The sequence below is a fragment of the Mycoplasmopsis pulmonis genome (genome assembly GCF_900660575.1).
GTDB classification, from domain to species: domain Bacteria; phylum Bacillota_I; class Bacilli_A; order Mycoplasmatales; family Metamycoplasmataceae; genus Mycoplasmopsis_B; species Mycoplasmopsis_B pulmonis.
Genome location: NZ_LR215008.1, coordinates 120943 through 140497 on the forward strand (window position 1 = coordinate 120943; position 19555 = coordinate 140497).

Below are 19555 nucleotides of genomic sequence, written 5' to 3' on the forward strand. Positions count from 1 at the left end.
TAAAAAAACTTTTACAAATAAGTTTTGTAAAAGTTAATCTAAGCTTTTTGATCTTCTTTTTTATCTGATGGAACAGACTTTAGTCCTGTTAATGTAAATGTTTTATCTTTTTGAGTTCTTGAAAATTTATTTTTTAGTTGAAGATATACTCTCAACTCTCCTGATTCAGAAGATTTATCCTTATTAACTCCTGCAATAAGGCTAAGTTCATAACCTTCAGGAATTAAGAATTCTGAGTTATCTTTTGTTAGAAGGCTTATTTGATTATTTTCGATTTTTGATCTATCTGGAATTTCTTTATTTGACTTATTTTTTAAGTCAGATCCATCAGCTATTTTTATGCTTTGAATCTTTTGAAATTCTAAGTTTAAGTGCTCTCGAGATGTTATGAAATTAGTAACTTCAATTTCTTTTAATTTTGATGATTTTTCTCCGTTTTTTGAATCAGGATTTTCATCACTTCCATTATGTATGTTTGCTTTAGAAAGTTTGTATCGTAGCCTAGCTTTTTTATCTCTTTCATAGTCACCTCTTCCTCTAAAATCTTCAAATTTTAAATCTAAATTTTTAGGAATAGTAACATCCAAATATTCTTGCAATTTTTTTATTTTATTTTCTTTTTCTTGAATTTCAGATAATAGACCTTCAAGGTGAGTTACGCTAATAACTTTTTTAAATGTTTGCGAAATTACAATATCTTCATCTATTGAAAATTCTTTAAAATCTCCAATGACATAAGTAAAATCTTTTTTGATATTTTCATTTAAATTATGTGTCAAAGTTACTTTAATTTTGCTTTGCTTTTCAACGTCATTTACTCATAATTTTTGAAAAACACTTTTGTAATTTTTTAAGTTTATTATTGATGAATGTAGACTAATTTTTGAATCTATAATTTTTCCATTTTCATCAATTATTTGACTAGCTAATATTTGTTCTTTGTCATTTACATTTAGTGTTAAATCATTTTGACTTGCAACATCTAATTTAGTTTTAAATCCAAATATTTGAATTGTTTTTTGTCTAATAGATTTACCTTTTTCGAATTTTAAATTTACCTTTAAACTACCTTGATCATCATCAAAATTTGAACCATCATTTTTTTCTAAAAGCTCAATTGAAGCACTTATTCCTTTAGATTTAAAATTGTCTTTATTTTCTTGAGATATTTCAACTTTAGAAATGTCCAATAAATCATCTTTTGATATTTCTGAAGCAAACTTTGATTTGATTAAAACTTCACTTTTATTTAAATTTAAAGTTTGAATTTTTTCAATTTCTTTTTCTAGTAATTTTTCACTTCCAAAATCTTCAAATGAATAAAGAAATTCTTTATAAATATTTGGGTTATCTTTTAAGACCAATTTAAGTTTTAATTGAACATTTTGCTGATTTTCATTAATGGTTACTAATTCAAAGTTTTTTGTGTATTTATCAAGATCTAGAAGCTTTGAAGATAATGAAAATTTATTATCTATAATCTTTTTATTTTCATCAATTATTTGACTAACTAATATTTGTTCTTTATCTATTACATTTAGTGTTAAATCATTTTTACTTACAGCATCTAATTTAGTTTTAAAACCATATACTTTAATTATTTTTTGTGAAACAGATTTACCTTTTTCAAGTTTTAAATTTACTTTTAAACTACCTTGATCATCATCAAAATTTGAACCATCATTTTTTTCTAAAAGTTCAATTGAAGCACTTATTCCTTTAGATTTAAAATTGTCTTTATTTTCTTGAGTTATTTCAACTTTTGAAATATCTAGCAAATCATCTTTTGATATTTCTGAAGCAAACTTTGATTTGATTAAAACTTCACTTTTATTTAAACTTAAAGCTTTAATTTTTTCTATTTCGTTTTTTTCTAGTTCACCATTATTTTTATTGTTATTGACTAAAATAGAAATATAAGATATTAAACCTACATTCACAGCAAGAAAAAGCCCTAATACTAGAGTTTTTATTTTTTGGTTATTTTCATAGAATTCCTTATAAATTTATTAATTTACAAAATATTGATTAAATTTTTAATTGATTTTTTACAAAAGTCACAAATTCATCTAGATTAGATTTATTTTATATAAACTTTGAAATACAACAACAAAATATTTTTACTCTTTTAGTAACATAACAAAAATTTAATATTACATTTTGTAAGATATATTTTTAAACTAAGCAAGAAAAGCAAAGTGACTATAAAACATAGACTTTAGATAAATTTAAAATATTAAAATAATCTTCAATTTGAATTTGAAAAAGATGTTTTTAAATAAGTTGAAAATTTAAAATTTTCTATATTTTTAAAATTGATGTTTCAATATAAATTTTAAAAATATATGATTGATAAATTAGAATAAAAAAATATTTAAAAGAGACTTAAAACACTTGACTTTGTTGAAATATTTTCATTCTGAGATTGACTTCAATCTTTCTTTATTGTATCAACGAATATAATTTTTTTGTAATTTATTAAATGATATCTTTGAAATATTTAGTTTATTTATGAACTCACTTTTGATATTTAAAAAGAAATATTTTGCTTTTTGATTATCAAGTTAATTTCCAATTTTGTTTATTTGAATAATGCCATTATTTTCAATGATAATTTAGCTATGTTTTATTGATAAATATTGACTTTTATGTTACAAGAAAATTATTCATAGTTTGTCAAATTTGATTTTGGAATTAGCACTTTTATTATTTTTATTTTTTAAAGTTTTTGGAGTGTTAATTCCTGAAAAAAAATTCAAAAAACATTATAGTTTTTTTATTTTTTGAAAGGAACTTTTTTGTTATTTATTAGATTTTTTCTAATCCTTAATTTGACTAAAATAAATTAATTCAAGCCTGTTTTTAAATAAAAAAGATCAAAAAGAACATAAAAAAAACTAACAATTTAAAATTGTTAGCTAATTTTTTAAAAAATTATTTTATTTTGTTGAGCAACCACATGAAGAACAACTGCAAGTCATTTCTGAACAGTTACAGTGTTTTGCATCATTGAAATCGTGTTTTGAGTAATTCACAACTCCTCCTTTAAATTTAATTTTTTTTATATATAGCTATATATCTTAATTATACATATTTTTCAAAAAAATATAAAAAAAGTTCATTTTTTGTTATTTTTGAATGCAAAAATGCATTTTTTTAAAAAATAGCCTTTTTTTTAATTTATTTTAATAGGCTCTTGCAAAGTGAGTAAATCTCTTACCATGTAATTACAAATTAGACATTTATTCTTGTGAAGTTTTTGATTATCAAAAATAGTATAGCTAGCTCTTGCTCATGTTTCTTTTTGGGTTTTTTTCAATATTAGCTGTGGTATAAAATAGAGCAAAAATAACAAATTTTTAATTTAAGCCCTTATCCTAAGATTAAGTGCCAAAATATCAATTTGAAGCAGGCTCAGAAAATAAGGAGTAATAATTGCTCTATTTTCCTTGTTAGTGAAGATAATAACTCCTATTAGCCTTGTAGAAATATCACAAGAGCTTTGAAAGATAAATTATTTTTTTCTTTTTTTATCTAGCTTTATTGTTTTGTTATTTTAAATAAAAATGAAGTTTGGTTTGTTATTGAAGTTAATGTATTACTTTAAAAGACAAAAAAACGGCAATAATGAAAGCCTAAATATATGGAATTTTATGGTTTTTTAATTCATAAAATAACTAAATATGATCAGTAAATACATAAAAAAAATTTAGTAATGCAAAATATAGTTAAAAAACAATTTGTGAAAATTATTAGTATTTTTTTCTATTTTAGAATAGTTTTTAATTGAGTATTCAATAATTTGTAGCTAAGAGGCTATTTTAAAATAAAATAATTTAGTAAATCTATATAAAAAAATTTAAAAGGTGGCTATATGAAAACAAATTGAATCATAAAATCTAAAATAAATAATTTGTTAGAAATTAGACCTACTAATTTATGTGATAAATTAACTTTAAAAAAATTGAAAAATATAGATTTTCTTGAAAATTCATCATGTTTTGAGTTAGAAAATTTTGGTGAAATTAAAAATAACATAATAGATAAATGTAGTAAAAATTATGAGAATTTATCTAAAAACATCTTAGAAATAATAAGTTCACTTTACAATGAATATTTAGCTAAGTTTAATAAAACTAATGACTTAAATTTTAAAGTTCAAGAGCCAAGCAAAGAAGAAAATTGAGAATATGATTTTAATGAAAAAGCTAATCTAATTTTCAACTACAAAAATATATTAAAAATAAGGGAAAAATGAAACTAATACAAGTGCAATTATTAGATTTTGAATTACAAGAAATAGTTGAAAGAATTTTTTATAAATATGAGCTAATGAAAAAGGAAATTGAAAAGGAAAATGAATTTGATTTAATAGTCTATAGTGAACACTTAAGAGACATAGTAATTTTCCAAAGATTTTTGCCTGATATAAGAAATGAAACAATTTATAAAAAGAACTTAAATCGAATTTTTCTTTTTATGGCAAAAATCAAACTTTCAAAAGATAAAAATAACAAAGAAGAAGAGCTAGCTTGAGTTAAGAATTTACAAAAAGAAGTTGATACTTTAGTTGCATATATAAAAATCAAATTTGATTATTTAAAAGATGCTCAAAAAGAGTTCATAGAAGCTATGAAAAACAAAATAGAAGATAAGATAAAAAACTCAAAAAAAGATGAAGGTGATGGCTTTATAAACTAAAGAAAAAATCTTATTTAAAATGACCTAGGATGGTTTTTAAATAAGATTTTTATTATTGCTGTTCAGTTGTGTGAATTGAAGTTTTTGTTGTTTCTTTTCTTTGTCGATTTAGAATTTCAAAAACAGCTGTTACAAGATGAGTTTTTCCGATGATTGTTATGATGTCATTTCTTTTTAAAACAGTGTTACCAGTAGGCACTTCTACTATTGTTCCTCTTTTGATTAAAAGAACATTAATTCCCTTTTTACTCAAGTTCAAACTCTTAAGAGTTCTTCCTTCAATTTTAGTGTTAAAAAGCTTGGTTGAACCAATCACAAAATCATCTTCAAGTTCTTGAAGTTTTTCACTAAAACGAATGAACTTATCATTTCCTGCAATTAAAGCAGTTTTAGTTCCAATTTCCTCTTCGGGATTGATGATAACATTTACACCAATTTGCTTTAAAACTCTAGAGTGGTTTTTTGATGAAGCTCTAGCTATAATATATTGAACATTTAACTCTAAAAGTGAGGCTACAATTTCGATGTTGTTATTAGCTGAGACAATAACAGTTTCAACATCCTGGATTCCTAAATTTTTAAGAGCATTAATATCAGTGGCATCAGCTACATAAAGAGATGAAATTTCATCTTCAAAAGGTTTGAGTCTGCTTGGATTGATATCAATTAGCATAATATTTTTTCTCATTTTTAATAGCTGCTTTGATATGGCAGAGCCAAAACGACCAATACCAATAATACAGATATCTTTTCTTAACTTAATCATGTGTGTCCTTAAATAATTTTGAAAGCTTCAAAGTACTATAAAATTTTAATAGAAATATAAGGTTATAGTTATCAAAGCAAATAAATCCAAATTTAATAGCTTTTTAAATTATAAACAAATTTAATTTTATAAAATTTTAAAAAATTAAGGAACATTTTTTATATGAAACCAAATATCAAAGCTTATTTTATTGACCTTGATGGAACTCTTGTTGATCAAGGAAAAAAAATTTCCCAACAAAACCAACAAGCCATTCAAAGTGCCCTTTCTCAAAACAAAGCCATCATTATCTCCACTGGAAGAAATATGAATGAAAAAAATATAAAGCTTTTAAGTAATCTTAATGTGGAGAGCATAAGCTTTTTAAATGGATCAATTATTTTGCACAAAGGCCAAATAATTCAAGATTTAAGTATTGATTTAAAACACATTCCTTTTTTTGCAAACTATGCCATTAAAAATAAATTAACTATTGCCTTAAGCCATAAAAAAAGTGCTAAGATTTTTTGGATTCATAGATTTAGCAGTTCAAAAAAAATATTAAAAAAAATTAATAAAACAATTGAAAACGGCTTAAAAATTTACAAGATTTCTCTTTTTTCCTTTGATAAAGAAAAAATTTCTAGCTCATTTCAAGAGCTTAAGTCACTAAATAACATGGATCTTTCTTTTGTTACTTCTTATGGAGGCAAAATTATTGAAATTACAAACATAAGCGCTGATAAAGGCCAAGCCGCTAGAAAAATTATGTCATTAATTAATGCTAGTGCTTCTGAGTCAATGCACATTGGTGATTCCTTGAATGATGCCCCTGCTCTAAAAGCCCTTGACCATCTAGTTGCTATGGCTTCAGGGGATAAAAATCTTTTTAAATATGCTTCTTGAATAGGCCCTCATTACAAAAAAGGGGGAGTTGCTAAAGTTATTTTGGAAAATGATTTTTATAAAAATGACAAAAAAATATAAAAAAAATTATAAAAATCATAGTTTATTTATAAAAAAAGCATTTTTTTTATATAATCAATAAAGTTTTTATATTCATAAAAACAAAAATGTCTTAAAATTCGTATATGGCACCATAGCCAAATGGCCAAGGCATGGGTCTGCAACACCCTGATTACCGGTTCGAGTCCGGTTGGTGCCTCCAATGCACTCATAGCTCAACTGGATAGAGTACTAGGTTGCGGTCCTAGAGGTTAGGGGTTCAAGTCCTCTTGAGTGCGCCAAATCTTTTTAAGACCACTTTTGCGTTAGTAGCTCAACTGGATAGAGTACTTGGTTTCGGCCCAAGAGGTTAGGGGTTCAAGTCCTCTCTAGCGCGCCATATCAAAGAAATTTGTAAAAACTCAGCAAGTTTTGCTGTTTTTTTCTTTTTTTACTTCTTTTTAGATTTTTTTGCCATTAACTAATGGAGGGCTCAAATGCTAAAAAGAAGAAAAATAAAAAATAAATGAATTTTTATGTTATTTTTAATAAGCAGTTTTTTTCTAATTCCTTTTGGCCTACTTAGTTGTAAAGCAACATCGGCTCAAAAAACTTACACTACAAAAATTGTTAAAGTCTATGATGGAGACACTTTTTATAGTACTAACAAAACTTATCGAGTTTTTGGAATAGACACACCCGAGCTTTCTAATGAAAAAACAGCTAAAATTGTCTCACCAATCGAAAATCACTATGGAAGTCTTGCTCGAAGTTTTGTTGAGAAAAAAATTCTTGGCCAAAATGTAGAAGTTCAAGAAATAAAGCTAGATAAATACAAAAGAATTGTTTCAAAAATTTTTGTAAATGGTCAAGATCTTGCCAAAATGCTCATAAGTGAAGGATTAGCAAAAGTAGCCTATATTTCAACTGATAAAAAGAGCCTTTTTTATACAAAAGATAGCTCTTATTATCATGAATTGGTCAAGCTTCAAAGCTCAAGTCAAAAAGCCAAAAAGGGGTTTTGGAAAAAAACTAAATGAAAATGAATTAATCTGGATAAAAAGATTTAAAATTTCTATAAAAAGCATTATTAATCTAAGGTATACAAACCTATTAGGTTATAATATTTTTGTAAAAAATTCAAAAATATAAGTAAGCAACTTATGTGAAAGGTAAAAAATGCAAAAGGACATTCATTTAAAAATGGAACCACTGAAGATTACATGTTCAACATGTTTTACTTCATTTGACATTGTTTCGTCAAGAAAAACAATAGCTATTGACATTTGTTCAAAATGTCACCCATTCTATACAGGAGATAGAACATTGGCTAAAGCAACTGGTCAAATCGATAAGTTCCAAAAAAGATTGCAAAAAAAGCAAAAATAAATATTTAACTATTAATTAATTTGTGAAAAGGAATAAGTATGTCAGATTGAAAAATAAGTAAAAATTTGCAAAACGAACAAACAAGAGCAAATTTAAATAAAAAACCGACTTTTGAAAATCTTAGAAAAGATAAATTTTTTAATCCGACAAATTATGATGCATTTCGCAATCCACAAGAAAATGTTGGCTATTATCCTAATCAAAATGTTGGTTATGTTCAACCAAACCCATATAATACTCAACCTTTTTCATACAACCCAAACAATCTTAACAACCAAGGTCATATTCACCATACTCAAACTCACCAGTTTAATCCAACAGCAAATAATTTTAGAGTTCAACAAAATCCTACAATGCCAGTAGTTGATCACACTCATGTCATTGATATTACTCAATTAAATACTATTAATATGGAGCAACATAGACCTTCATATCAACAGCCTTATAGACAAGATTATTTTTCACAGGATAGCATTTTAGATGAAAAAGATCTTTCACAAGAAAATAGGGAAAAATATAGAACTTTAAAATATTTATTGGAAAATGGTTTTATTTCTTCAGATGAGTTTTTGATTAAAAAGAAAAAAATTTTTATGAATGAAGTCACTCCTAATAGTGAGAGAAAAAATAGTTCATTTAAAAAATAATATTTACAAATTGTAAGTATTATTTTTATATATTTTAATTGTTATGAATTTTGAAAATAAAGAAATAAAATTAGAGACTAAAAAAACTATTTTATTTAAAAATATTGTTGAGCTTTATCTAAGAACTGGTAAACCCATAGGTTCTAAATTTTTAGTTGAACAAGACTACGGATTAGGAAAATCATCAGCTACTATTAGAAACATGATGCATGAATTTGAAGAAATAGGACTTTTAGAAAAAAGTCATATTTCTAGTGGAAGAATTCCTTCAACACTTGGCTTAAAATACTATGTTAAATATTTGGCCAATTCTGAAGATAGTGATCTAAAAAAGCAATTAAAAAAATTGTTTTTTCAAAGAAAGCTAACCATTGATGAAACCATTGAATTAGCTGCTAAAAGTATTAGTGAAATTGTTGGTCTTACAATGGTAACTTCCACTGAAAATAGCTTTGAGACTTTAAAGTCAATTCAACTAGTTTTATTAGACAAAAATGAGTCAATTATTATCATAGTTCTTTCATCAGGAAAAGTTATTTCTAAAAAGCTTGCTATGAAAGATTCGATAGTTCTAGATGATTTAAGAATAGCAGTGAGAATTTTTAAAGAAAGACTCATTGACACAAAAGTTTCAGAGCTTCATGAAAAAACTTTAGCTCTTAAGCCAATATTAAAAATTTCAATTCAAAACTATGAAGATATTTTGCAAGAATTTATTATCAATATCTTTGACTTTGAGGTTTCTCAAACCAACAATGTCTATGGTAAAAAAAATATTATTTTAGCCCGTGATATTAAAAGAGAAGATCTTACAAAAATTATAAAATTAATAGAAAGCACTTCTATTTGACAAACCATTGAAGATAATTTAGAAGAAGAGGAAAATATCAAAATTGAAATAAGACCAGATAATTCATCTTTTTTATCAAAGAAAATTAGTATTGACAATAAAATAAGAGAAATAAGTGTTGTTGGTTCTAAAAAAATGGACTATGCAAAAGCTAAAAGTGCTTTAATGTTAATTGAAGATTTAGTTGAAGAAAATAAGAAAAAAGAAAAAGGAAATAATGAAGATAATGAAGAATAAAATTTTAGTAAAAAACAATGAATTAACAGTTGACATCTCTGCCTTTGATGACAAAGATGAAGTACTTTCATTGCAAAGAAAAAACTTTAATTTGATCTTGGGAAAAGATAGTTTTTTAAGAGGTTTTGATGCAAATTTAATAGGTCAAAAATCACTTCCACTTTATGAATTTTCAATGGTCATTCCAAGTGATTTTAAAGATGAAAAATTAAGAGGAAAAACCCTTGATTTTAAAGTTCATAATAAAGCTAAAATTAAAGTTAATTCAGAGACTAATTTAGATAAAGAAAAAATTAAATCTTTAGAAAAAGAACTAGCAAATCAAAAAGAAAAAAATGCACTTTTATTACTTGATAATGTTAAGTTAAAATCTGAAAAAGAAAAGATTATCAAAGACTTCAAAGATGAGATCAAAACTTTTGAAAATAGAGCTAGAGAAAAGATTGCAGAAAAACTTAATTTAGAAAAACAACTTCTAGAAAATAAGTTTGAAGATTTTAAAAAATATGGATCACAAAAAATTTTTGAATCAATCATGCCAATCATTCAAAATCTTTTAGTTGCAATAGAATGAGGGAGCAAAAGTCAAAACCATGAAGTAAAGCAATATGTAATTGGTTTTACCTCACTTTTGGATCAACTTTTAAATACACTTAATTCATTTAATCTTGTTTTAATTGAGCCAAAAATTGGAGAGATATTTGATCCAGTTTTTCATGAAATAAAAGACTTTAGTAATGACTTGACTAAAGCAAAAGATTCAATAACTGAAGTTGTTTCTCTAGGTTATAAATTACATGAAAGAGTACTAAAACCAGCTGGTGTAAAAGTGGTTAAAAACTAATACAAAAAAACATAAAAAAGCAAACACATTAAAAAGTTGTGTTTGCTTTTTATTTTGACTTGGCTTTATGATCAAAAAACAAACTTTAGTATTTGTTTTTAAAAGCTTTTTTGATTAAGTTTTTTTAAAAAAATAGATTTTAAAAAAGCAAAAATAAGTCTAAACAAATATTAAAAAAACAAGAGATTAATTTCTTGTTTTTTGTCAATTAATTTTGGAACTAACCAATTGAAATGTCAGTTTCAACATAGTCATATAATCAAGGTTTTTTTCTCTTGTTTTTTCATGAAAGAATTGTTGAAGAAATACCAAGCTGACCAATAAACATTAAAAGACTCAGTGATACCAAGGAGAATGTATTTAATAGATGTGTTAGTCCAGTTGAAAGACCCGTTGTTCCAAAGCTTGAAGTAACCTCGAAGATGATGTGGCTAAGATCATATTCTCTTTCTTGGGTTCCATCAAAAAGTCTATGAGAAGTTAAAAGAATAAAAGTATTTGCAAGCACAATTGTCATTGAAAGAGTAAAAACTAGATATGACATTGAAACAGTGCTACTTTCAATTTTTCTTTTAAACATCCTTAAAGAAGGTTTGTTTGAAAGTTTGGCGGCTATACCTAAAAGTATGATTGCAAAAGTTGTTGTTCTTATTCCTCCACCAGTTGAAGAAGGACTAGCTCCTATAAACATGGCAATTGAAAAAATAAGAAGTGAACCAGGAGTTAAATTATAAAGATCAACTGATGAAAAACCAGCACTTCTAGTTGAAAGGGTATTAAAAATTATTGCCATGGATTTATCAAAGTTGCTTCCATTTTCTTTGTTGTTTCAAATGCTTGAAGCGCTTTTAGAAGTTGTTTCAAAGATAAAAACTAGAGCAATTGAAAAAATGGTCACTAGGAAGTAAAAAAGAACAGAAACTTTGGTAAAAAGAGATCAAATAATAGGCTCATTTTTTCTAAAAAGTTTTATATAAAGATTTTGAACAATATCATACACTGTTGGATAACCAATTCCTCCTACTATAAAAAGGATTATAAAGATAATTTGAAGTGAATAGTTTTGGTTATATGGAAGGATGGATTTGTCACTAATAATGTCAAAACCAGCATTATTTAAAGCTGTAATTGAGTGAAAAATTCCATATCTTATTGATTTTTTTCAGTCTCTTATTGGGCTATCAAAAGTATAGCTTTTTCTTGAATAAGTTGATGAAGGAGCTACATAATAAAAATAAAGAGTCAAAATTATTGATGAAATGATCATAAAAACAAACATTGTAAAAATTGAAACAACAATAACTCTAGTTGTTTTACCAACTTCTTTTGCCCCTCTTTCAATACTTACTAGTTCTCTTTGGTTAATATTGGAATTTAGTTTGAAAATTCAAGAGATAAAAAACATCTTAAGTGTGAAATATCCTAGTCCACCAACAAGAATTAAAATGGCTATTATGGCCTGACCTACCATATTTCAGGAGCTATAGGTTGGTTTTAAAACAAGCCCTGTATCACTAAAGGCACTAGCTGCTGTAAAAACACTTTCAAAAAAACTTATCTTAGCATTTGGGTTTTGTGAAAAACCTTGATAAAGAAAAATTGAACCAAGCATTGTAATAATAAAGTAGGTAAAAAGGATGTATCTAGCTTTTGATATATTTTGTTTGAAAACTCCATATCTTGAATAAAGATAGGGAATTTTACTTTTTTCTAGAATTTGTCTTAATCAATATTTAAAATACACATATACCTCGTTGATGTTATTTGATTTTTCATCAAATATAAAGCTCATTATATTATATTTAAAACTTTGCTAAATCCAATAACGAGTTTTTTAGCTTAAAATTAAAGCTTTTGAGTATAAAAAAAGTTAATTTTTATCTTTGCTTCCTTGAATATGACATTTTCTACATCGAGCTTCATATTCATCAACATCACCTAAAAGTTTAATCTCTTTGCTTTCAACTTTTCTAAAAGTAGTAGTTGCAGCTCTTTGACATTTTACACATATTGCCTGAAGCTTAGTAACTTTTTCGGCTATTGAAAGTAAATAAGAAACAACTTCAAAAGGTTCTCTTTTGAAGTTTTGATCAAGCCCACTTACTATTATGTGGTAGCCACTATTTGCAAGTTCTTCAATTAAATAAACTATGTCAAAGTCAAAAAAGTGAATTTCATCAATGACTAAAGCATCAAATTTTTCTTTTTCTAAAATTTTTCTAATTTGCTCAGTGTTTTTGACACTGTGAGTTTTAGTTTTTACCCCTGCTCGAGAGATAATCTCTTCTTTGCTAAATCTTGTATCAAAAGCAGGCTTGATCAAAAGAGTTTTTGCCTTTGCATAGTTTAGCAATCTAAAACGGCGTAAAAGCTCCTCTGTTTTACCAGAAAACATAGGTCCTGTTATTACTTCAATCATTCCTTTATTAAATCTGTTGTACATGTTCTTCCTAATAAGCTAATTTTTGTCTAAGTGTAAATGTAATAAACTATCATAGTACAAATCAAAAAAATTTTTTTATTTTAAAAAAGTTATTTTGATAAGAAAGCACTAATTAATAGATAAAAATTTAAAAAAATATATAATAAAAAAACTATATTTAACTTATAAATTTGAAATTTTAATTTCATAGCTATGGAAAGGATAAACAATAGATGTCTATAGGTTTGGCAGTAGGTTTAATCGTTGGACTTTCGATTTTGTTTTTTATCATTGGTGGAGTTGTAGCTTTTTTTGTAACTAGAAGACTTTTCCAAAAACAATTAAAAGAAAATCCACCTATTAATGAAAAAATGATTAGAGCTATGTTTTTACAAATGGGTGTAAAAGCTAGTGAATCAAGAATTAGACAAGTAATGAGATCAATGCAACAAGCTAAATAAAATTGTTGACATTATCTAATGGCAAAGAATCTGCTTTTGTTATATAATAACAATAATGTTTTTATGTATTTTAATACATAAAATCTTTTTTGTTGTAAAAAGATTTAAGGAGATTTAATGATTAGTTTTTGAAACTATGATGATAATGATGAAGATGATTTTTTAGTTGCAGATGATGAGTTAAAAGTTGTTTTCAAACAAGAAGAAACTAAAAAAGAGATAATTAAAGTTGAAGAGGAAATTATTCCTCAAGAAGATGAGTCCTATCAAGTCAAGTCACAATTAATTGAAGAGCCCATTTCTGGACTAGCCCCTGTGACTGTTTCTAAGGAAATGCAAAATTCATTTTTAGAATATGCCATGAGTGTCATTGTCTCAAGGGCTATTCCAGATGCCCGTGATGGACTTAAGCCAGTTCATAGAAGAATTTTGTATGGAATGTTTGATCTTGGTCTTCACCATAGCTCGGCTTTTAAAAAATCAGCTAGAATTGTCGGAGATGTTTTGGGGAAATACCACCCTCATGGAGACGCTTCAGTTTATGAGGCTATGGTTAGAATGGCCCAAGAGTTTTCAATGCGCTATCCTTTAGTAGATGGTCATGGAAACTTTGGTTCAATAGATGGTGATCCCGCCGCTGCTATGCGTTATACTGAAGCTCGTCTTTCTAAACTTTCAGCAGAGATGTTAAATGGAATTAGAAAAAACACAGTTAATTTTATTCCTAACTATGATGCAAGTGAAGTTGAACCTGAAGTGCTTCCTTCTCGTTTTCCAAATTTACTAGTTACAGGTGGACAAGGAATTGCAGTTGGAATGGCAACAACTATTGCCCCTCACAATCTAGCTGAGACAATATCGGCTACTATAGCTTATGCTAGAAATCCTCAAATAAGCCTAGCTGAGCTAATGGAGCATATTAAAGGACCAGATTTTCCTACTGGTGGAATTATTTTAGGTACTAAAGGAATTATTGATGCCTTTGAAACAGGTAAAGGTTCAATTTCAATTAGATCAAAAACTGAAATTGAATATTTATCAAATGGAAAAACTAGAATTATTGTTAGTGAAATTCCATACTCTGTTCAAAAAACAACAATTATTGAAAAAATTGCACTTTTAGTTAAAGAAAAAGTTATTGAAGGCATTAGTGATCTAAGAGATGAGACCAATAGAAAAGGAATTAGAATTGTAATTGAAGTTAAGAAAAACTTTGTTCCTGAGGTTGTTTTAAATAAATTATTTAAAACCACTAATTTACAACTTAACTTTAATGTTAATATGGTTGCTTTAGTCAATGGAGAGCCTAAACTTTTAAGTCTTAAAGATGCTCTAAGAGTTTATTTGGATCATCAAAAAGAAATAGTAATTAGAAGATTAAAATTTGACCTTGAAAAATCAGAGGCTCGTCTTCATATTTTAGAGGGACTAAAAATTGCAGTTTCAAATATTGATGAGGTAATTAGAATTATTAGAGCTTCAAAAACTGACTCAGAAGCTCAAGAAAAATTAGGACAAAAATTTAGCTTAAGTGAAATTCAAACCAAAGCCATTGTTGAAATGCGTCTTGGAAGATTAACGGGCCTAGCCATTGAAAAAATGGAACAAGAAATTCAAGAGCTTTTAATTACAATTTCAAATATCAAAGAAATTTTAAACTCTGAGCAAAAGCTTATTGATTTAATAGTTGAAGAACTTGAAGAAATTAAAGAAAAATATGGAGATAAGCGTTTAACTCAAATTGACTCTTATGCAATAGCTAATATCTCTGATGAGGATTTAATTCCAGAAAGAAACATTGCCATTATTCAAAGCGTTAAAGGTTATGTAAAAAGAATAAATCTTTCTGAGTATAAAGTTCAAAACCGTGGAGGAGTAGGAACTTCAACTGCTAAAACTTATGAAGATGATGATCTTGCATCTATTATTACAACAACTACTCACACAGATTTATTAATTTTTACCTCTTTTGCTAAAGTCTATCGAATTAGAGCTCATCAAATTCCAGAAAGCTCTAAACAATCAAAAGGTATTCCATTTATTAACTTAATTCAAATTGAAAAAGACGAAGAAGTTGTTTCAATTTTACCAGCTCAAAATTATGATGATGGTAAGTTCTTAGTAACTCTAACTCAAAATGGTCTTATTAAAAAGACTAAAATAGAGCATTTCCAAAGAATTAATACTAATGGAAAAATAGCTATGGTTATTCTTGAAAATGACAAGCTTGTTAGAGCTATGATTTTAAACAATGATGAAGAAATTATAGTTGGATCAAGCGAGGGTAAAATTGTTCGTTTTGATCTCTCTGAAGTAAGAGACACTGGAAGAAAATCAGCTGGAGTTAGGGCAATAAAATTAGCTCCAAAACACAAGGCTATTTCACTAAGTGCTTCAAGTGAAGGAAAATATGTCTTTTCATTAGGTTCTCTTGGATTTGGTAAAAAAACTCCTATAGAAGATTACAGGAAAACAAAGCGAGCAGCCAAAGGTGTAATTACTATTAAAGTTGACAAAGCTGGTAAATTAGTTCATTCAGGTTTTGTTGAAGGAAGCGAAGACATCATTATTTTAAATTCAAAAGGAATTGCAATTAGAACAAGCCTAGAACAAGTCTCTGATACAAGTCGTTCTACTAAGGGTGTAAAAATAATTCAACTCAAAAAAGATGAAAAGATTAAATCATTAACTTTAATTAATGTAAATAAAATTGATGAAGAAATAAGTAAAACTCAAGAAATTGAATTTAATATGAATTTAGATTCAAATTCAAGTGAATAAAATAATGAAAATGCTTTTTTAATTGAAATTTTAAATCTCCCACATTAACTAATCTAGAAAAAAAATTTTTCATATTGAAAATTAGGAAAAAATTTAATATAAAATTAAAAATGAAGTATTTAAGAAGTATTTAAATAAAGTATTAGTAAGTAAGGTAATAAGAAGGTAAAAGGTTATATTCTATGAATTTTAATTTTAAAAGTAATTTCTAGTATATAAAACTTTATTATTAGGGTAATTCTAATACTTTTTATTTACTTTGTTATATATCCATCGGGAGAAATGAAAATATGAAAGTAAAAAATAAAGTATTTATAGGAATATTAGTTGGTGTTTTACCTGTTAGCATCATATCATCAGTAGTGGCATATAAAATTATTAATGATAATAAAAAAACTTCTATTGAAAAAAATGAATTGTTTACTGAAAGTGAAGAAAAAGGTATTCAAGAAAGTTTGAAAAATGAATCTATTGAAAACCTAGATAAGGTGATTAATGAAACTTTTGAAAAAAGTTTAAAATTCAATTACAATATTGATCCAAATAAAAATAATGAACTATCTAATGAGGCAAAGGAATTTGTTTTAAAAACTGCAAAGGAATTTGTTAGAGATTATAGAGAAGGACATAGAAATATTGATGATGTTTTTAAAATGGCAGAAAATGCTGGATATTCTAAAATAAAATTAGAATTAAAGGCAAAAATAGACCAAATAAAAAAAATAAGAGAAAATATTAGTGAAAACAATAGCAATAATAATGATAATAATAAAACACAAAAAATAAAAAAGAATTTAGAACTTTTACACAAGCCATGAAGAGGAACTTATAGAGATATTGCTAATTCCATTAAAAAATCAGCAATTACTTCGACTGCTGTAGCAGGAGTAGGTTGAGCTTTAGCTGCAGGGTATTGAGCTGGAGCAGCGTTTTTTGGTTTAACAGTCCCATCTGCTATTGCAGCTACAACTCAAGCAACAATTCTTTCAGCAGAAGCTGTCGCATATTGAGCAGCATATGGAATAATTACAAATCATGAATCTTTCAATCTTTCAATTGTTGATCAAATTATTGTGGCTGAACACGTATATAGTCACTATAGTTTTATAAAAAACGTTAAAACTACATTGTATGGATTAAATATTGCAATAAAAGCTGTAAGATTTACTCTTTTAGGAACTGTATTTGCTGCTCCACAAGGATTAACAGTTGTTCATATTTGAGATATTATAAGTTCTATGGCTAGCACAGTTGAGGAGATTTTTGAATTATAATTATGAATAACAGAGAAAATCTTTTAAATAGTGATTACACACATATAAAAAAATTTTTAGACTTAAAAATAAACAAGTTTTTTGCCTTCATTCCGTTTTTGTCTAATTTCTTATTTTTTATGGTTTATGTTAGTATGTTAGAAGCTAAAATTTTTGATAGAAAAGTTGCTATGAAATTTAGGCAAAATCAATTTTTTAAATTGATACTTTTACCATTGCTTGTAATTTTATGACAAGCTTGATCGCTATTGTTTTTTGGAATTGTACGTGAAAAAACCCTTGAGAATAATTCAATAAAAATTTTTTTATGGTTTTATAGCTTTTTTATTTTTTATATATTAGTAAATCCAATTATTTTAATAAAAAGAAATGCTTATATACATTCAATCTTTCGAAAAATGAAAGATACATGTGAAATAATTTTAGATCCTTTGAAAGTAGTAGAGATTAACTCTTGATATGAATATTTAATAATTTATTCACAAATGCTTGTTCCAAATTTAAGAGTTAGAGCAAGTGATAATTTTAAATTTAAAATTGATAATCCTCCATATTTTAATAATGAAAAAGAAAAAGAAATATTAAGAAAGCAGCAACTGCAAGAAAAACATTTTTTTGGAGCATTTGCTAAATACATTTTTATGCGAAAATATTTTCTTTCTCTTTTTAACTCAATTTGAGCACTTTATTTAAGTGTTTTATTAAAAAATGAAAATTTTGATTTATATCTAAAAACAAAAATTTCAAAAAAATACTCATTTAGCTTTTTTATTTCATTTTTATTTTGATCAGGACTGACTGCATTTTTAGTTTTGTACATTTTTTCTTTGATAGAAATTAATTTTCTATGATTTATAGTTATTGTTATAGTTTCCTTTTTTTCATATTTTGTCTTTTCTTTTGTCAAAAATATAATTATTAGAAAAAATATTAGAAAAATAGGCCGTAGAGAAAATCCTATAATAGAAGTTGTAAAGAGTAATTTTATTGAAAACGTACTTATTGGAAGTAATGGTGATAAAAATATAACTTTTGAAGAAAAGAGAAAAATAATATTTCAGAATTTCGTAAATGCACTAAAGTGACATTCATTTTTTTGAACATTTTCGCTATTGATATCTGTAGTTGCAATTGCTATTAGTCTTTGAATGTTTATAGATAAAAATAATGACCTAAATAATTTTTCATTTTTATATATATTTATTTCTGCTTGAATTTTTTTCGCTTTAGATTACCTTTTATATATGATTGTCTTTTCAATTACAATCAAAAAATTAGGATACAAAATACAAAAAATTGACTACTTTAAAATTTTGTTTTTACCAATATTGGCCAACTCAATTTTGAAAAAATATAAAAGTAGTTTTATGACTAAAGAGGATAGAAATGAAATTTAATTTAATAGAAAAAATTTTACTTGGTAAAAATAAATCTAAGTTAATGTCTAATGAACAAAAACATGAATTTATTTCAATTAGATTTGCCTTTATATCAAGACTTATATTTATGATAATTTTTATAATTTTCATTATTTCGATTATTGGATTTAGTATTGCATTATTGTATTATTTTATTTACGTTCTTTCTACAAGCGAAAATCGATTAAAGCTTATAAAAATTGTTTCAATTGTTTCTTCCGTTATTTTTGTTGTTTCAATTGGATTTTTTTATTTACAAAGTTTTTTATTTGTTTTGACATCTAAAAAAATAAATTTTGAAATTACAAAAACCGAAAGAAATAAAATATTATCACTTCCATTTTTTATTATGAAAGTTACTTATCCATATACAAAAAAGTTTCCACAAAATATCAAGAAAAATAAATAGTCTTTTTAAACCAAGACAAAAAACAAAAAACACTTTTAAATATACTTTAAATTAGGAGTGTTTTTTGTTTTTTTTATCCTGCTTAATGTTAAGTTGATTTTAGATCATATTTCTAAAAACAAATTTGACAAAGAGTGAATAATTCACTTAGATCATGGGAGTCAATATTCATCCACTCAATATAGTGAAATTATCAAAGAAAATATGGAATTATTTCAATGAATAGAATTGAAAATTCACTTGATAATAGAGGAGCATAATAGTTCTTTTCAAACATCAAAAGTGAGTGTTTAAATGATCTTAAAATTTCAAAATTATCATTCAATGAATTACAAGAAATTATTAAAAATACAATAATGAAAGATTGTAATTAATTCTAGACTAAGCTGCTTTAAGTCTTTTTTAAATAGTCTATTTTTTGTCCTATTTAAA

At 25.8% G+C, this 19555-nt stretch carries 17 protein-coding genes, 3 tRNA genes and 1 pseudogene; 17 read left to right on the top strand and 4 right to left on the bottom strand.

Translation table 4 applies throughout. From position 1 onward, the window contains the following. Positions 1-38: 38 nt before the first annotated feature. Entirely contained in the window at positions 39-1940 is a 1902-nt protein-coding gene (locus EXC36_RS00530; protein WP_129689990.1) for a lipoprotein 17-related variable surface protein, read from the bottom strand. A 1934-nt stretch (positions 1941-3874) separates the two neighbouring features. On the opposite strand from EXC36_RS00530, the gene EXC36_RS00535 reads away from it, so the two are divergent. Further along, on the top strand, positions 3875-4264 hold the full coding sequence (locus EXC36_RS00535) for a hypothetical protein (RefSeq protein ID WP_010924939.1): 390 nt from the start codon (positions 3875-3877) through the stop codon (positions 4262-4264). Next, on the top strand, positions 4255-4701 hold the full coding sequence (locus EXC36_RS00540) for a hypothetical protein (protein ID WP_010924940.1): 447 nt from the start codon (positions 4255-4257) through the stop codon (positions 4699-4701). The genes EXC36_RS00535 and EXC36_RS00540 overlap by 10 nt, the downstream gene beginning before the upstream one ends. A 52-nt stretch (positions 4702-4753) precedes the next feature. Here the strand turns inward: EXC36_RS00540 and EXC36_RS00545 are convergent, their stop codons facing one another. Beyond that, positions 4754-5467: a potassium channel family protein gene (locus tag EXC36_RS00545; RefSeq protein WP_129689992.1), complete on the bottom strand. Its 714-nt coding sequence runs from the start codon at positions 5465-5467 to the stop codon at positions 4754-4756. Positions 5468-5629: 162 nt separating this feature from the next. On the opposite strand from EXC36_RS00545, the gene EXC36_RS00550 reads away from it, so the two are divergent. The 9 genes from EXC36_RS00550 to grpE all read left to right on the top strand — a co-directional run bounded on the left by EXC36_RS00550 (position 5630) and on the right by grpE (position 10358). Further along, on the top strand, positions 5630-6433 hold the full coding sequence (locus tag EXC36_RS00550) for a Cof-type HAD-IIB family hydrolase (protein ID WP_010924942.1): 804 nt from the start codon (positions 5630-5632) through the stop codon (positions 6431-6433). A gap of 106 nt (positions 6434-6539) precedes the next feature. Next, a tRNA-Cys gene (locus tag EXC36_RS00555) sits at positions 6540-6614 on the top strand. Positions 6615-6616: 2 nt separating this feature from the next. Then, positions 6617-6693: transfer RNA gene (locus EXC36_RS00560), tRNA-Arg, on the top strand. Positions 6694-6714: 21 nt separating this feature from the next. Beyond that, positions 6715-6791 (top strand) — tRNA-Arg (locus EXC36_RS00565). 97 nt (positions 6792-6888) lie between these two features. Next, positions 6889-7461 carry a thermonuclease family protein gene (locus EXC36_RS00570; protein ID WP_010924943.1) on the top strand — a complete coding sequence of 191 codons (573 nt, stop codon included), beginning with the start codon at positions 6889-6891 and terminating at the stop codon, positions 7459-7461. Positions 7462-7570: 109 nt separating this feature from the next. Beyond that, a complete protein-coding gene (gene rpmE, locus EXC36_RS00575) occupies positions 7571-7780 on the top strand; it encodes a 50S ribosomal protein L31 (protein WP_010924944.1) in 210 nt (69 codons plus the stop codon). A gap of 38 nt (positions 7781-7818) precedes the next feature. Further along, positions 7819-8427 (top strand): hypothetical protein, encoded by a 609-nt coding sequence (locus EXC36_RS00580; RefSeq protein WP_041363932.1) that lies wholly within the window; start codon positions 7819-7821, stop codon positions 8425-8427. Positions 8428-8470: 43 nt separating this feature from the next. Further along, positions 8471-9514 (top strand): heat-inducible transcriptional repressor HrcA, encoded by a 1044-nt coding sequence (gene hrcA / locus EXC36_RS00585; RefSeq protein WP_010924946.1) that lies wholly within the window; start codon positions 8471-8473, stop codon positions 9512-9514. Next, the gene (gene grpE / locus EXC36_RS00590) at positions 9504-10358 is read left to right on the top strand and encodes a nucleotide exchange factor GrpE (RefSeq protein WP_050780360.1); all 855 of its coding nucleotides are present in this window, start codon (positions 9504-9506) and stop codon (positions 10356-10358) included. The genes hrcA and grpE overlap by 11 nt, the downstream gene beginning before the upstream one ends. A gap of 220 nt (positions 10359-10578) precedes the next feature. Here grpE and EXC36_RS00595 read toward each other — a convergent pair whose 3' ends face one another. Both EXC36_RS00595 and EXC36_RS00600 read right to left on the bottom strand, forming a co-directional pair. Continuing rightward, positions 10579-12150: a TrkH family potassium uptake protein gene (locus EXC36_RS00595; protein WP_010924948.1), complete on the bottom strand. Its 1572-nt coding sequence runs from the start codon at positions 12148-12150 to the stop codon at positions 10579-10581. Positions 12151-12228: 78 nt separating this feature from the next. After that, positions 12229-12801: a thymidine kinase gene (locus EXC36_RS00600; RefSeq protein ID WP_010924949.1), complete on the bottom strand. Its 573-nt coding sequence runs from the start codon at positions 12799-12801 to the stop codon at positions 12229-12231. A 212-nt stretch (positions 12802-13013) separates the two neighbouring features. On the opposite strand from EXC36_RS00600, the gene EXC36_RS00605 reads away from it, so the two are divergent. From EXC36_RS00605 to EXC36_RS00630, 6 genes and pseudogenes are all read left to right on the top strand, one after another. After that, positions 13014-13241, top strand: coding sequence for a YneF family protein (locus EXC36_RS00605; protein ID WP_010924950.1), 228 nt, complete (start codon positions 13014-13016; stop codon positions 13239-13241). Positions 13242-13358: 117 nt separating this feature from the next. Next, positions 13359-16022, top strand: a complete 2664-nt coding sequence (gene gyrA / locus EXC36_RS00610; RefSeq protein WP_010924951.1) for a DNA gyrase subunit A — start codon at positions 13359-13361, stop codon at positions 16020-16022. Positions 16023-16312: 290 nt separating this feature from the next. Then, positions 16313-17296 (top strand): hypothetical protein, encoded by a 984-nt coding sequence (locus EXC36_RS00615; RefSeq protein WP_010924952.1) that lies wholly within the window; start codon positions 16313-16315, stop codon positions 17294-17296. 398 nt (positions 17297-17694) lie between these two features. Next, positions 17695-18693, top strand: coding sequence for a hypothetical protein (locus EXC36_RS00620; protein WP_143756256.1), 999 nt, complete (start codon positions 17695-17697; stop codon positions 18691-18693). After that, on the top strand, positions 18683-19123 hold the full coding sequence (locus EXC36_RS00625) for a hypothetical protein (RefSeq protein WP_010924954.1): 441 nt from the start codon (positions 18683-18685) through the stop codon (positions 19121-19123). Before EXC36_RS00620 ends, EXC36_RS00625 begins: the two co-directional genes overlap by 11 nt. A gap of 84 nt (positions 19124-19207) precedes the next feature. Then, positions 19208-19479, top strand: a pseudogene (locus EXC36_RS00630) (IS3 family transposase); the annotation flags it as partial. Positions 19480-19555 lie beyond the last annotated feature (76 nt).